15 protein-coding genes are annotated in these 15006 nt (G+C 62.9%); 7 read left to right on the forward strand and 8 right to left on the reverse strand.

Annotation, left to right across the window (positions count from 1 at the left end; all coding sequences use genetic code 11):
- Window position 1 precedes the first annotated feature (1 nt).
- The 4 genes from ACZ46K_RS01680 (at window position 2) to ACZ46K_RS01695 (ending at window position 5441) form a co-directional block, all read left to right on the forward strand.
- Window positions 2–1210, forward strand: a complete 1209-nt coding sequence (locus ACZ46K_RS01680) for a cytochrome P450 (RefSeq protein ID WP_464743495.1) — start codon at window positions 2–4, stop codon at window positions 1208–1210.
- 41 nt (window positions 1211–1251) lie between these two features.
- Complete coding sequence (locus ACZ46K_RS01685) at window positions 1252–2949, forward strand: sigma-54-dependent Fis family transcriptional regulator (protein WP_464743497.1); 1698 nt, start codon at window positions 1252–1254, stop codon at window positions 2947–2949.
- 104 nt (window positions 2950–3053) lie between these two features.
- Window positions 3054–4499: an aldehyde dehydrogenase gene (locus tag ACZ46K_RS01690; protein WP_054805197.1), complete on the forward strand. Its 1446-nt coding sequence runs from the start codon at window positions 3054–3056 to the stop codon at window positions 4497–4499.
- A gap of 9 nt (window positions 4500–4508) precedes the next feature.
- Window positions 4509–5441 (forward strand): hypothetical protein, encoded by a 933-nt coding sequence (locus ACZ46K_RS01695; protein WP_464743499.1) that lies wholly within the window; start codon window positions 4509–4511, stop codon window positions 5439–5441.
- Between the two features lie 316 nt (window positions 5442–5757).
- On the opposite strand, the gene ACZ46K_RS01700 is transcribed toward ACZ46K_RS01695, so the two are convergent.
- The 8 genes from ACZ46K_RS01700 to ACZ46K_RS01735 form a co-directional block, all read right to left on the reverse strand.
- Window positions 5758–6282, reverse strand: a complete 525-nt coding sequence (locus ACZ46K_RS01700) for a hypothetical protein (protein WP_464743501.1) — start codon at window positions 6280–6282, stop codon at window positions 5758–5760.
- A gap of 50 nt (window positions 6283–6332) precedes the next feature.
- Entirely contained in the window at window positions 6333–6983 is a 651-nt protein-coding gene (locus ACZ46K_RS01705) for a hypothetical protein (protein WP_464743503.1), read from the reverse strand.
- A complete protein-coding gene (locus ACZ46K_RS01710; RefSeq protein WP_054805194.1) occupies window positions 6980–7681 on the reverse strand; it encodes a hypothetical protein in 702 nt (233 codons plus the stop codon). The genes ACZ46K_RS01705 and ACZ46K_RS01710 overlap by 4 nt, the downstream gene beginning before the upstream one ends.
- A gap of 59 nt (window positions 7682–7740) precedes the next feature.
- Window positions 7741–8274, reverse strand: a complete 534-nt coding sequence (locus ACZ46K_RS01715; RefSeq protein WP_054805193.1) for a hypothetical protein — start codon at window positions 8272–8274, stop codon at window positions 7741–7743.
- A gap of 10 nt (window positions 8275–8284) precedes the next feature.
- A complete protein-coding gene (locus ACZ46K_RS01720; RefSeq protein WP_054805192.1) occupies window positions 8285–8944 on the reverse strand; it encodes a hypothetical protein in 660 nt (219 codons plus the stop codon).
- Window positions 8944–9396: a hypothetical protein gene (locus ACZ46K_RS01725; RefSeq protein ID WP_464743506.1), complete on the reverse strand. Its 453-nt coding sequence runs from the start codon at window positions 9394–9396 to the stop codon at window positions 8944–8946. Before ACZ46K_RS01725 ends, ACZ46K_RS01720 begins: the two co-directional genes overlap by 1 nt.
- Window positions 9397–9483: 87 nt before the next feature.
- Window positions 9484–9879: a hypothetical protein gene (locus ACZ46K_RS01730; protein ID WP_054805191.1), complete on the reverse strand. Its 396-nt coding sequence runs from the start codon at window positions 9877–9879 to the stop codon at window positions 9484–9486.
- 280 nt (window positions 9880–10159) lie between these two features.
- Window positions 10160–10420, reverse strand: a complete 261-nt coding sequence (locus tag ACZ46K_RS01735) for a hypothetical protein (protein WP_054805190.1) — start codon at window positions 10418–10420, stop codon at window positions 10160–10162.
- A 292-nt stretch (window positions 10421–10712) separates the two neighbouring features.
- On the opposite strand from ACZ46K_RS01735, the gene ACZ46K_RS01740 reads away from it, so the two are divergent.
- From ACZ46K_RS01740 to ACZ46K_RS01750, 3 genes are all read left to right on the forward strand, one after another.
- Window positions 10713–11450 carry an IclR family transcriptional regulator domain-containing protein gene (locus ACZ46K_RS01740; protein ID WP_054805189.1) on the forward strand — a complete coding sequence of 246 codons (738 nt, stop codon included), beginning with the start codon at window positions 10713–10715 and terminating at the stop codon, window positions 11448–11450.
- Window positions 11451–11541: 91 nt separating this feature from the next.
- On the forward strand, window positions 11542–12723 hold the full coding sequence (locus ACZ46K_RS01745) for a 4-hydroxybenzoate 3-monooxygenase (protein ID WP_464743508.1): 1182 nt from the start codon (window positions 11542–11544) through the stop codon (window positions 12721–12723).
- 106 nt (window positions 12724–12829) lie between these two features.
- On the forward strand, window positions 12830–14092 hold the full coding sequence (locus tag ACZ46K_RS01750) for an IS256 family transposase (protein ID WP_054805188.1): 1263 nt from the start codon (window positions 12830–12832) through the stop codon (window positions 14090–14092).
- The last annotated feature ends 914 nt before the right edge of the window (window positions 14093–15006 follow it).

Below are 15006 nucleotides of genomic sequence, written 5' to 3' on the forward strand. Positions count from 1 at the left end.
CGTGACCACCTTCGCCCCCACTCCTGCTGTGCCGGTCAGTCATCTCGACCCGTTCGGCCTCGACATCCTCGAAGACCCGTTGCCCTTTCAGTCCGACCTGCGTGACGCCGGACCGGTGGTCTACCTCGACCGGTACGAGGTGTTCGCCATGGGCAGGTACGAGCAGGTGCACGCCGCGCTGACCGACTGGCAGGGATTCCAATCGGCCGCCGGTGTCGGATTGAGCAACTTCCGCTACGAAAAGCCGTGGCGGCCACCGAGTCTGTTGCTCGAAGCCGACCCGCCGCACCATGACGCACCCCGGTCGGTGCTCAGCAAGGTTCTCGGCCCGCGGGCGCTGCAGAAGCTGCGCGCCTCGTGGCTGGTGGACGCCGAGGTTCTCGTTGACCAGGTCCTGGAGGCGGGAACGGAGTTCGACGCGGTCACCCGGCTCGCGGCAGCGTTCCCGCTGCGCGTTTTTCCCGACGCTGTCGGTATCCCCGACGCGGGGCGGGAAAATCTCCTGCCCTACGGCGATCACCTGTTCAATGCGTTCGGTCCCGTCAACAGCCTCGTAGAGAAGGGTGCACCCCGCGTCGGGGAGCTGTCCGGGTGGGTCAACGCGCAATGCACCCGCGACGTGCTCTCCGAGGACGGGTTCGGGGCGCAGATCTGGGCGGCCGCGGACCGCGGTGACATCACCTACGAGCAGGCACCGCTCGTCGTGCGCTCGCTGCTGTCGGCCGGAGTGGACACCACCGTCAACGGACTGGCCGCGGTGCTGTATGCCTTCGCCTCTCACCCGGATCAGTGGGCGCGGGTGCGGGCGAATCCGATGCTCGCCCGTACCGCGTTCGACGAGGCAGTGCGGTGGGAATCCCCGGTACAGACGTTCTTCCGCACAGCCACCCGCGACATCGAAGTCGGCGGCACGCTGATCCCGGACGGCCGCAAGATTCTGATGTTCCTCGGCGCCGCCAACCGTGATCCTCGCAGGTGGGAGAGCCCGGACACTTTCGATCTCTCACGCAATCCGTCGGGCCATGTCGGGTTCGGGATGGGGATCCACCAATGCGTCGGCCAGCATGTCGCCCGCCTCGAATCGGAGGCTTTGTTGACCGCGCTCGCCGCACGGGTGGAAACGATCGAGTTCGCAGGCACCCCCCGCCGGCACCTCAACAACACTCTGCGGTCGTGGGAAACGATCCCGATCCGGGTCCAGCCGGACTAACGAGAGGACGATGGTGATCGGGGAGTGATGAAGGTCTGCCCATGAGTGTCCAACCTGCCCCCGAGTCGAGAGGTGAGCTCTCGGCACAGCAAGGGATGCTGCGCGAGGAGATCGCACTGTCCTGGCGACGTTCGATGCTCAGCGGACTCCGCCCTGACGATACGTTCGATTCGGCGTTGATCGAGGAGACCGATCGACGAAGCCGACTCTTCGACGCGGCCACTCCGATTCTCGACCGCATGCAGGACGATCTCGCCGATACCCGCTACTGCGTGTTGCTTGCGGATCGGGACGCACGCCTGATCGATCTGCGCGTCGGTCAACGCCGCATCCAGGACCGTATAGAGGAAGACGGCGCGATCCGGGGTCGGTTGTTCACCGAGGAGAACACGGGCACCAACTCCATCGCGACCGTGTACGAGACACGCCGACCCCTCGCAGTGCGGGGGGAGGAGCACTTCGTGGAGGCGATGAAGAAGTACAGCTGCTACGGGTATCCCATCACCCATCCGACCACTCGGCGGCTCGAAGGCGTGATCGACGTGACGTTCCTCAGTGAGGACGACAGTCCCCTGCTTCGGCCGATGCTCACCCGCGCCGTCGAGGATGTCCACCGCCGACTGCTCGAAGGCGCCCGATCCACCGAGACCGCCCTGCTCGCGGCGTTTCAGGAAGCTGTCTCCCGCAGGCGGGGCGCGCCGGTCATCGCGATCGGGGAAGACGTATTTTTCGCCAACACCGCCGCACAGCAGGTCCTCGAGTCAGTCGATCACACCGTTCTGCGGGCAGTGACCGAAGGAACGCCCAGCGGACGCCAGCTCACCAAGGACCTCACCCTCAACTCTGGGTTGGCAGTGCGGACGATCTGGAGACGGGTGACCTCACGCGGCGGGGTCGTTCTCGAATTCGATCCTGTGGCGACACCCCGGCACCGCCATTCGGTAGTGGACAGGCGGGAGGTGAGGACCGCTCCGACCCGAACGGTCGCCGGCAGACTCGCCGCTGCGCGCGAACACCGCTTCACCACCTTGATTACCGGGGATCAGGGCACCGGCAAGAGTCGCGCCCTGACAAACCTGGCCGCCGACACGCCTGTGAGCTGGCACCGTGCCACCGTCCTCACCGACGCCCCTGCAGCCCACTGGCTCGAGGATCTGCGCCAGTCCCTGGACACCCACACCGGGCTGGTCGCCGTGGAGGACTTCCACCTCCTACCTCCCGCGATGGCACGCCGGGTCGGCGACCTTCTCGCCGACAGCAGCGCATGGTGGGCACTGACGAGCGGGACCCTCGATGTCGACGCGACCGAACACCGGCGGATCGTTCCACACTGCCGCACACAGATCACCCTCGCTTCCCTGCGCTCACGTGCCGACGAAATCCCCCAGCTTGCGCGGGAGATCCTTCGGGAGATCGGCGCCGCGGACAGCGTTCGACTCACCACCGGCGCCGTCGATGTGCTCACCCGCCACCGGTGGCCAGGCAATATTGCCGAGCTGAAGATGATCCTCGAGGACGCCGTACGGCAGCGCTCCTCGGGCGACATCACCGCGGATCAGCTACCGACGCTGTGCCTTGGGCACCGGCAAGAGATGAGCCCGTTGCAGCGGGCGGAACGCGAAGCCATCGAGCTCGAACTCGACCGCAGTGGCGGCAACAAGCGAGCCGCTGCGAAGAACCTCGGTATCAGTCGTACCACCCTGTACAAGCGGATGAGCCAGCTGGGCATTCTCGGCTGAACAGCACCAGCGGTGGTCGAAAAGTGTCCAGAACGCGAACACTATTCAGACGTGATTGGGGTCACTATGGGTTCACTATCGATCCTGTTTGAAGGAGTTTTGCAATGACGCTGTACATCGACTCGCTGTTCATCGGGGGCGAGTGGATCCCGCCGACCTCCTCACATCGCATCAACGTGATCTCAGCGAGCACCGAAGAACACATCGGATCCGTTCCCGAGGCACGCGAGGCCGACGTCGATGCGGCCGTCGCTGCGGCGCGTGCGGCGTTCGACGACCCGTCCGGCTGGAGCCAGTGGAGTGCTGCTGACCGGGCAGATGCCCTCGACAGCCTCGCCGACCAGCTAGAGGCCCGCAGTGAGGAAATGGCCCGCCGAGTTTCGGCCCAGAACGGCATGCCGATCGCCATCGCCAGGCAGCTCGAAGCCGGTTTCCCGGTCGCGGTGATCCGCTACTACGCGAGCGTGGTCCGCACCGACTCCGCTGAAGCGTCCCACCCGCATCTGCTTGGTGGTACAACTACCGTGCGCCGTGAACCTCTCGGCGTCGTGGCCGCAATCGCACCCTGGAACTTCCCCCAGACCCTGGCCTCGTTCAAGTACGCGCCCGCCCTCGCCGCCGGGTGCACCGTGGTCCTCAAACCTTCCCCGGAAACCGTCCTCGATGCTGCCTTGTTCGCCGAGGCGGTCGCGGACTCGTCCGTGCCGGCAGGGGTGATCAACATCGTCCCTGGCGGCCGCGAGGTCGGGGCCTACCTGATCGCGCACCCGCACATCGACAAGGTCGCCTTCACCGGCTCGACAGCTGCAGGGCGTTCGATCGCTGAAACGTGCGGCCGCCTGCTCCGCCCGGTCACGCTCGAACTCGGCGGCAAGTCCGCCGCGGTAATTCTCGACGACGCCGATCTCAACCTTGCTGAGATCGGTGACAAGCTCTTCGGTGCAACACTTCTCAACAACGGGCAGACCTGCTTTCTGGGAACACGAATCCTTGCGCCCCGTAGTCGTTACCACGAGGTCGTGGGAGCATTCGAAGCGCTGGCCAGTTCACTGACAGTCGGTGACGCGCTCGACGACACGACGCAGATCGGGCCAATGGCGAGCGAACACCACCGTGCCCGCGTTGAGGGTTACATCGCCAAGGGCCTCGGCGACGGAGCGCGCCTGGTCACTGGAGGCGGCAGACCTGCCGGACTTGACCAAGGCTGGTTTGTCGAGCCCACGGTGTTCGCTGATGTCGACAACGACCATGCCATCGCACAAGAAGAAATCTTCGGACCGGTGCTCTCGATTATCGCTTATGACAACGACGACGATGCGATACGGATTGCGAATGCCTCCGACTACGGACTTGGTGGAACGGTCTGGACGACCAACCCGGACCGAGGCTTCGACGTCGCGCGACGGATCCAGACCGGGACCGTCGGTATCAACACCTATCTTCCAGACCCCAGTTCGCCCTTCGGCGGAGTCAAGAACAGTGGCATCGGCCGCGAACTCGGCCCCGATTCACTTGCGAACTTCCAGAACATCAAATCGATCTACAGCTAGGACACAGCCATGACGACTTCAACGGAGAAGACCGGATACAAGTGGATCGTCGCAGAACGCGAGAGCCTTGATCCGTACGTGGACTATGAGAAGATCTGGAAGCTGTCGACGTGCTACTACGTCAACGACTTCATGATGAATTTCCTTTACACCACAGGCTTTCCGCACTTCATCCTGCCCCCGCACGGTGGTGAGGTCATGTACCGGTCCAACACCGGAAAAGCGATCCATCATCCGGACAAACGTGAATCCGACACCGCCAAGCACTTCTGGCGGTGGTTCGAGCTGGGCCCGTCCGATCTGGCCACCCAGAAGTCGATCAAGCAGGTTAACGCCATCCACCAAGGCATCGCCAAGAAATACCCAGGCCGCTATACGAGCCTGGAGGACTTCACGTACACGATGTGTTGGATCGGCGCCGACATGCATCGACTGCGGCTGAGGGTCGGCCTCTCCGGTTACACCGACAACCAGAAGATCGCTACCCACCTGTACTGGCAGGAGATCGCGAAACTGTTCCGCGGGGAAAACCGCGATTCGCGACCGGGCACCCCCGTGTTCGACGCCCAGATCTCCGACTTCCCCAGCAGCTTCGACGGAATGCTCGAGTATATGGACAAGTACGAGGCGATCGACTATCCGTACACCGCAGCGGGTGCCGCCACCTGCGAGGCGATCATCGACCAGTTCACCCATCGATGGTTTCCCAAGGGAACCCGGTTCTTGGGCCGACAGATGATCCTGTCACTGCTCGACGAACCACCACACCGCGTTCATCGCCTGCCCTACCCGAATGTTCTTATCCGCAAGGTGATGGAGTTCGGCTTCGCGGCAGTGGTCTACATCCAGGAACGCATCCTGCCCGACCCGCAGTTCTCCACTCCGGAGAAGCATCGTCGTGCTGAGGCAGGGAAGAAGCTACGTGAGGTGGCGGTGGCCTAAGCCGCTCAGGATGAAGGCAGTGTCGAGTTCGACGCTGCCTTCATCCTAGTGCGGATCGTCTCACCGATTCGGAAAATCAGCCACCGCCCCGGAAACGTGTAATCGTTTCCGGGGCGGTGGCGTTCGCAGATCTACAGCGACGTGGCGCATGTGAGGGCACAAACCGGGCGGAGCGAGGGAGGGCGCTCCCCCGATGATGCGACCACTCACAGATGAGAGCAACAACCCGATGTCGCGATGCAGCCGAATATGCATGGCGTGGGCCTCCCCCTCATGGCGCGTTGTCGACCGATTTTCGCAACAAGCGATCGAGAGACTAGTTGCCGATGACGGGCAGGATCAACGAAATTCGCAGTTTCGAGTCGATGGTCTGACTCAGGGCGAGGGTCTGGTCGAGCAAGGGTCCAAGGGCACGCGCCTTGGCATCGGCCGCGACGAGAGTGGCGGCGACCGATTCGGCGGGGTCGGCTGCGGCGTTCGCCTGTTCGGTGGCGGATTGGCCCGCCGCCACGATGCCTTGGAGTGGGGCATCAGCAGATTGCAGGGCAATCGACAGTGCCGCCAGCTGGTCCCCGAGAGACCCCAAGGTTGTGTCGGCGCGGGTCAACGAGTCGATCACGCCGACCACTTGTGGCATGCCGTGATGGATGGCCTCATTCGCAGGCGGCAGTTGCGCTGCTCCGTCCAGCGCCTCGTCGGTGGTGTTGTTGACCATTCTTGCTTGGGCGACACCGTCTTTGAAAATGTCGTTGGAGATACTCAGGTCGCGGGTGACGATCAGAATGCCCGTCAGCATGGCGATGGTGAAACCCAGGGCGATCGCCCAGGAAAGACGGAACATGATGGGGCCTTCTCCTTCGTTTGTCGAAAAGGTGTGTCGGAATGTCGGGATCACGGGGTTGTGCCGGATGCAGGCACACCCAGCGGCGGAAGGTTCAAGGAGTTGACCGGCGGGCCGATCAGGGCAAGAAGTGGCCCGAACACCTGGACGTGCCGGGCTTCCTCTTCGATGTTGGCTAGGGTCGACGCGATCGCTGAACTTCGAGGGCCAAGTTCACCGACGGCACTCTGCACCGCGCCCAGGTTCTGTTCGATGCTTTGAAGTTGGGTGGTCACTGATTCGACTGCGGTGGACAGTCCGCCGACCGTCGGGGCGGCGCGGTCTGAGTGCGCGGTGACAGCGGCAATCAGGTCGGGCAACGGGCCGGCGATTGTGCTGACGTCCCGGGTGGAGGCGTTGACAGTGCTCGACTTGCCGGGCAGCTCCGCCGCCTTGGTGGTGAGCGACTCGAGATCATCGGCGAGCGGAATGAGCGCCTGGATGTCACCGGACAACTGCGCATGCTTGGGAACGAAGACGGATGTCAGCTCGTCCAATTGTCCAGCGGAGGTGATCAATTCCTGGCTGAGCGCCGACGGGCGGCCCAGTGGATCCATGAGGTCGTCGAGTCCGGGCACGAACCCGTTGACAGCACAGAGAACGAGGGCTGGCGCAGCACCTGCCACCATGACGACGGCGACCCATTGCTTCTTCGAGATCATCGTGGTCCTCCGGTCGGGGCGGGAATCAGGGCGTCCTGTGCGGGCACAAACGCGAGTTTGTTCGTGGTGCGGATCAATTCGGCGTTGAGTTGGTTGACCAAGTCGATGGCCTGGCTCAGTTCGCCGTCCACAGAGGACACGGTCGTGTTGGCGCTCGACGAGATCTCATGCAGCGATGCCGCCGAACTCTGCAGCGTGGTGGCCACCGTCTCGAGTTGTTGCGCGATCCGCGCATCGCCCTGACCGGCGGCGACCAGAGCCTGGGCGTCTGGCAGCAACGCGGCTAGATGATCGACATCGCTGGCAGCGGCAATGTTGAGCTGACCGAGGATGCCGGCCAACTCCTCGAGTTGCCGGCGAGCAGTCGCAGGTGCGGTCAAATCGGTACGCTGGGAGAAGAATTCGTTGGTGATGCGGAAGTTTTCCACGGTGGCGCGGGCGCTTTCTTGCACCCGCAGGCCCTTGTGGATAGTCATCATGACCAGGGCGAACAGCACAACGGCCAGCACTGCAGCTGCGCGGCCGAGCCACTCGGTGGCTACCGCAAAACCGGAAGAAGTGGTGATCATCGAGGGCGGCACGTCCGTCCGTCGCCGAAACCCCGATTTTCGCCTCGTCGGCACCGTAGTCGACCCGTCGTAGTCATCGTGGGTGGGATCCGGAAGGCGCTCGGGCGAAGGGTCGTAGCCCTGGTTCATCGGGTGTGTCCAAACAGGAGTAGGAACGGGGAAAGTGGGTCGGGTAGGGGCATTCGCGCTCAGCCCGGGAGCGGGAGCATTTGGTTGATCGTCTGCACCGAGGTCACCGAACTGCGGAGGTCCGCGACCAGAGCCTGCACCACCGAGAGCAGCTGGGTTCCCTGGTCGCCGAATGTCTGCGCCGAGGTCACCAGCGGAACTACCGTGTTCTGGACCTCTCCGAGAATGGACTGGATGTTGCCCAGTTGCTCGTTGGTCACCTGGGCTCCGGAAGTGTTGCTCGAGAGCATCTGCGCTGCGGGGCCGATCGCCTCGTCGAGCCGGGTAAGAAGCGGGCCCAGCGCCGCGGTGGCGTCGAGGGCACCCTGCGCAGTGCGCGTCAGTTCGGTCAGTTGCCCCAATTCCCCGGTGAGCTTGTCGTTGACCGCGACGATGTCCTCGGACGCGGCGATGCTGGTCAGGTTCACCCGTTGCTGGTTATCGAGACGGGTGTTGAGGTTGACGATCACGAACGCGAACAGGCTCAGCGCGCCGACCGCCGCGACGGAGAGCGCCATACGGGCGGGTCCTCCGCGCCGTCCGAAGAGAATCACTGCTTACTCCCTACTTTCCGGACAGATCGTTGGCGGACTCTTCTGCGGACAGGCGAGCGCTGTGGACCAGGTCCGCAGTCGAACGCGCATCGGCGAGAATGACTTCCATGGCGGCGGTGTTGCCGTCCAACGCCGCCGTGGCGCCGTCGACCGGCGATTGCAACGAATTGACTTGCGCGGTAAGAGTGTCCAACGACGTCACCAGTTCGGAGACATTCGTACCGGCAAGGTCGAGGGTGGCTTGGATGTCGCCGCTGATTTGGCCGGTCAATGTCTTCAGTTCGGCGGCGACTGTTGCATCGGTGGCGTGCACGCTGGCCAGAGCGGCCTCCATTTTGTCCAGAGCAGTGAACGCCGACACAGTCACCTGCTCATGCTCGACTAGTTCGGTCAACGCCGGGTTGTAGTTGTCGGCCGAGACCACCGCTTGATCGAGCCGATACGGGGTGGCGGTGAGGTTGTACACCCGGGGCGCGAGGTAGAACGCCCCGAGCGGAATCAAGGCGGCCACCAGCACCGCGCGCGCAATATTCGTCCTACGCGCCGCCTTGACCGACTGCGCATCTATCGCACCTTGAACGCCTGGCACGGGCCATCCAGGCGAGTCCGCGGGGTTATCGTCGAAGCTCGCTGCGGAGCTGTGACGGTTGCGTCCGAACAGTGCTGTCATCAGTCGACAACCGAGACAAGAGCAATGGTCCGCAGAGCCGTCACCGTGTGGACAAGCAAGCCCTTGATGACGAGCTGGCGAGTAGCGATCTCTTTGAGCACCCTCCAGCCTCGATTGGTGAAAAGGCCCAGCGGTATCAATCCGCCTGCCTTCATCGGCAACTGTGAAACATCGAGGATCTGGTCGACGGTGGCATAGACGGTCACACTCGGCCTGCCGACAACATCGTTGAACACCACTGCGTTGTCGGTTCCCAACACTATGGTGCACGCGGCCTTTGTGTCGGTACTGACAATGGTGAGCGGCCGTGAAATTCTGCGCGCGATGTTCACACGGTCGGGAAACCTTTCGAAATTCTGACTGAGCAGCGTGCCGACGATAGTGGCGACGCCATTTGCTTCCGGCCCGTCGTAGAGGGTGACGGGATACCTGGCGGGAGCATCAGTTGTCATGGATAGGGGCCTTTCAGGACAGAGGGAGTGAGGCTCTAACGGGACTCGCCTCGGGAGGTGAACTGCACGAAACGACGCTGGACTAGATCACACGTTCCAGTCGGTATCGACCTGCCCCCACGACCGGAGAAAGCTGTTGAACGCGTCCGCGTTCTCGATAGGTCCCTTCATCAGTTTCAATTGCCCCGCCATCAGGAGTTTTTTGCCCTCGGACACGCCCTCGGCGCATTCGCGCCACGTTGGTAGAGCCGCATCGATGATCACCCACAAATCAGTCTCGTCGAACTGAGCAGGCGTCCACGAAATGATTTGTCCGGCTTTCCATTCCACATGTGTGACGAGGTCTTCGCGACCGAGGGTGCCGAAGGCCATTCGGTTGGTGAATGTCGCAGGATCCTTGAAACCCCGGTACGTCGCCGTGTTGGCATTGGCGACGGACTTGGCGGCGTCGCACCAATCCTGCGAGAAAAACGGGTAACTCATCTGATGACTCCTTCTGTCTTCTTCAGTGGGTGCGAACGAAAAAGGGGAACTGCCTCAGATTGGCCAGGCGGGCGGAAGGCAGACTTCGCGCGCCCCTACACGGCGGGTATGAGCTCTGTAGATTCCGCTCGATACACCAATTTCGTGGCGTACGGCACCGCATTTACTGGGCATGCTCGTCCGGGCGGTCGACCACGCTGGACGCGGTGAACCGGCTAACACAGTCTTTCCTAGGGCTCCTCGTGGGCGCGGATCGTGGGCGCACTCATAGTGATTGGGATCACGCACTGTGTGTGTTCAATTTCTGGACAATCTGCGGCAAGCGCAAAAGGCACGCTTTCAGATTGACGGCCTCGTCGGCGACCAGTTCCGAGGATGAAGGTCTTGCCAGCGACGGGATTTTGCGTGCGGCCATGTGATCGCGGGCGTGGTCGACCGACTCGACACCGGGCAATGCAAAACACAACTCCGAGGCTGCGTCCCCTTCGATCGAGCCGACTTGCGCACCATGGTGTGGTGTATCCGGTGACAAGCCCGTCATCGGTCGTCTGCTCGAACACCGCTCGTTTTGATACTGAGACAACGAGATTCGGTTTCGAACCAAGTCGAAGTCGCCAGTGGAAATCGGCACAAACGCCTGCACCGAAACGCCGGCCGCTGAAACCGGCGGCCTCCAACAGTGCTCATGGCTCGCGCGAGGCACCCCATTGGCGGCGCTTACCAACCTCAAGGCAGCGATACTCGAGCGTTCTATTCGATGTCCGACGATAGATCGGAAGACAACCTGCGGCGACTGCTTCAACCCCCAAGGGGCACCCGGGGATACTGGTGGCATGTCCGGAGACAATCGCAGCATGCTCGGGCGCGCATTCCTGATTCTGGGTTCGTTCACCTCGGAGCGCCCTCAACTGTCGCAGTCGGAGCTGAGCCGGTGCACCGGACTGCCGCTGCCGACGGTGCACCGGCTGTGCCGTCAACTAGTTGATAACGGGGCGCTCGAACGCGTCGACAACGGGCACTATGAGATCGGAGTACGGCTGTGGGAGCTGGGTGCGCTCGCGCCACGCGCCCATGGACTGCGACAGGTAGCGCTGCCGTATCTCGAGGACCTGTACGAAGCGACGCGCGAGAATGTCCAGCTCGTGGTCCGGGAAGATCTCGAGGCGCTCTGTATCGAGCGCCTGTCGGCGCGCGGGGCCGTCACCGTCGTCGGTCGGGCGGGCGGGCGACTGCCGCTACACGCATCGAGTGGTGGTCTCGTGTTGTTGGCGTTCGGCGGAGTGGACTTGCTCGGCGAGGTTCTCATGGCAGGCCTCGAACGCTTCACTCCCTCGACCATCACCACCGAACATCGCCTTCGAAGCACGCTCGACGACATTCGCCGGACCGGGTGGGTCACCTGTCGCGAACACCTCAACATCGGAACGCTCGCCGTGGCTGCACCGGTGTCGCGGTCGACGGGGGAGGTCGTCGCTGCAGTGTCGGTCGTGGTTCCGAGGCAGAAGGACCCCGGACCCCTGATCCCGGCGGTGAGGGCTGCAGCGTGGGGCATTTCCCGCGGTGTCGTGTAGCCGTTCTTTCGCTCAGTGAAAGAAGGGGTGTTGTGATCACACGGTGCGTAGCACAGTGACTGGTGTCACGAACTACGCGAGGAGTCTGCGCATGAACACACAAGTCGGGATCGTCGGCGGGGGCCCCGCAGGATTGATGCTGTCCCATCTCCTGCACTTGAAGGGCATCGATTCTGTCGTGCTCGAAACCCGAACCCGCGAAGAGGTGGAGGGCACGATCCGGGCCGGTGTGCTCGAGCAGAACACCGTCGACCTGCTGATCGACACCGGACTCGGCGACCGGATCAAGCGTGAAGGGCTCACTCACCACGGCATCGAACTTCGGTTCGGCGGTCGTGGCCACCGCATTGACTTCGACGAACTCACGAACGGTCGCGCCGTCACCGTCTACCCGCAGCATGAGGTACTCAAGGACCTCATCTCCCGGCGTCTCGAAGACGACGGCAACATCTGCTTCGGCGTGTCCGGCGTGCAGGTGCTGGGCCATACATCTGACAACCCGAAGATCACCTATTTCGACGCCGACGGCAACGAGCAGACGCTCGCCTGCGCGCTCGTCGCCGGGTGCGACGGCTCCCGTACCTCCACCCGCGGGCTCATCCCCGACACAACTGTGCGGACCGATCACTTCCGCCAGTACCCATTCGCCTGGTTCGGCATCCTCGCCGAGGCCCCGCCGTCGTCCGAGGAACTGATCTACGCTAACCATCCACGCGGCTTCGCGCTCATCAGCACCCGTACCCCCGAGGTCCAGCGGCACTATCTGCAAGTCGACCCGGACGACTCGGTCGACAACTGGTCCGATGACCGCATCTGGTCGGAACTGCATGCCCGCGTCGACGGAGAAGGCGCGGAGATCAAGGACGGCAAGATTTTCCAGAAGTCGATCCTGCAGTTCCGCAGCTTCGTGTGCGAACCCATGCAGCACGGCAACCTCTTCCTCGCCGGCGATGCTGCCCACACCGTTCCCCCCACTGGCGCCAAGGGACTGAACCTAGCGATCGCCGACGTGTACCACCTGTCGAAGGTGATGGCCGAATACTTCGCCACCCGCAGCCGATCCGGGCTTGACGGCTACACCGACAGCGTCCTTCCACGCGTGTGGCGGACCCAGCACTTCTCCTGGTGGATGTCCTCGATGCTGCACCGACTTCCCGCCGACACCGGATTCGGCCACAAGCGCCAGGTCGCCGAACTCGACATGGTCACACGCTCCGTCGCCGGCCGCACCCTCATCGCCGAGAACTACGTGGGGACCCCACTCGAACTGTGACCCCTTCTAAGGGGGTCTGTCGCGTTTCGGGTGGGACTGTCGGAATAACGGTGGATTCGACCTTGGTCTGACACGCCAGGCGTGAGCCTGGCGGGAAGGATCGATGATGACCGAGACACTGGAACCCATGGCTACCGAGGTGGATCCACAGCAGCTCGCCGAGCAGCTCCTGGCCCAGGCCAAGGAGCAAGGTATCGACTTGATGGGCCCGAACGGCCTGCTCAACCAGTTGACGAAGAACGTGCTCGAAACCGCACTGGATGCGGAAATGACCGAGCACCTCGGCTACGACAAACACGACCCCGCAGGTCGAGGCAGCGGCAACTCCCGTAACGGAACCCGATCGAAGACCGTCCTGACCGAGATCGGACCGGTCGGGATCGAGGTTCCCAGAGACACCGATGCCTCGTTCGACCCGCAGATCGTCAAGAAACGCCAACGACGCCTGACCGGGGTGGACGAGATCGTCCTGTCGTTGAGCGCGAAAGGGCTGACGACCGGGGAGATCGCCGCTCACTTCGCCGACGTCTACGGGGCGAGCGTTTCGAAGGACACGATCAGTCGGATCACCGACAAGGTCATCTCCGAGATGACCGAGTGGGCAAATCGTCCGCTCGATCGGGTCTATCCGGTGATGTTCATCGATGCAATCCACGTCAAGATCCGCGACGGGCAGGTCGCCAACCGGCCCGTATACGTCGCGGTCGGGGTCACCATCTCGGGTGAACGCGACATCCTCGGCTTATGGGCCGGTGACGGCGGCGAGGGCGCAAAGTTCTGGCTTGCCGTGTTGACGGAGATCAAGAATCGTGGGGTGGCCGATGTGTGCATCGTGGTCTGCGACGGGCTCAAGGGCCTGCCCGACGCGATCGCGGCGGTCTGGGATCTGGCGGTGGTGCAGACCTGCATTATTCACTTGATTCGCAACACCTTCCGATATTCGTCACGGAAGTACTGGGACGAGATGAGCCGGGATCTGCGGCCCGTGTACACCGCACCGTCGGAGTCCGCGGCCAAGGAACGGTTCACCGAGTTCGCGGGCAAGTGGGGCAACCAGTACCCGGCGATCGTCCGACTCTGGGAGAACGCGTGGAGCGAGTTCATTCCGTTCCTCGACTACGACGTCGAGATCCGCCGGGTGATCTGCTCGACCAACGCAATCGAGTCGGTCAATGCCCGTTACCGGCGTGCAGTTCGGGCCCGCGGACACTTCCCGACCGAGCAAGCCGCCCTCAAATGCCTCTACCTCGCCACCCGGGCACTGGACCCCAGCGGCAAGGGAAGAGCACGATGGGCAATGAGGTGGAAGCCTGCCTTGAACGCCTTCGCGATTACATTCGAAGGCCGCATCACACCGAGTGGAATCTGACTGATGCCAAGGCGGATCCACCGTTCATCGGACACTCCCAATTCCGCGGAGTCATCCTCGCTGGTGAAGTCGAGGACGAGGTGCGTACCCGACTTCTCGGCCTCGAGGTACGGCTCGATCGTGTAGCCGCAGCCACCGACTCGGCGAGCAGCTTCGCGGGCAGCCGCACCATCAGGCGGTGTGTGCCCCATGCTGGTGACGTATCTCGATGCGATTGATCCGGGTGCGGAGGTGTTGGTTCGGGAGTGATGCAGGTGGGGACCGGCCCGAGAGAGGCGGGCCGGTTCCCGCTTGTGAGTGTGGCGTAGTGCGGTGTTGTTGGTGTGGAGGCCCCTGCATTCTGGTGGGGTGTGGGGGTTGTGTGGTGTGGTGACCTGGGGTGATGGCATGTCCCGTGTGGGTGGTGGGGTCGCCGGCGGGTGGTGCCGGCTCTTGTGTGGGGTGGTTGGTGTGGCCCGTTTCTGGTGGTTTTTGAATTATGTTGTGCTGCAACGTTTATTGTGAATTATATTGTGTTATGGCGGATTACCGTTGGTTTGATCATGGACTGTTGGTAGTGGTATCGGTTTATGTTGGGGTGATGGGTATTTAGAGATTCTGTCTGTCGTGTGTTTTTTGGTGGTGGGGGTGCGGTGGGGTATGATGGGTGCATGACATCGGACGGGTTGAGAGCGGCATTGTGGTGGTGTGCACGGCGCGCGTAGCACACCCCCGCCTCTCGGTGCTTGCTGGTGATGCTTCGATGGTGACGTTGAAAATCGTTGGTGGGTCTGTAATTTCGATTTCGAGCGGAGCGAAGCGACGCGGGCGACGGCAACGCTACGCGACTACCTTCGAGCCGCGCAGCGGCTCCTGTGCGGGGAGCGCAGCGACCCGCCCCGTTCCTCGACGCGAAGCGTCGGGGTAGCGCCGCG

The sequence above is a fragment of the Rhodococcus sp. JCM 9793 genome (genome assembly GCF_055380405.1).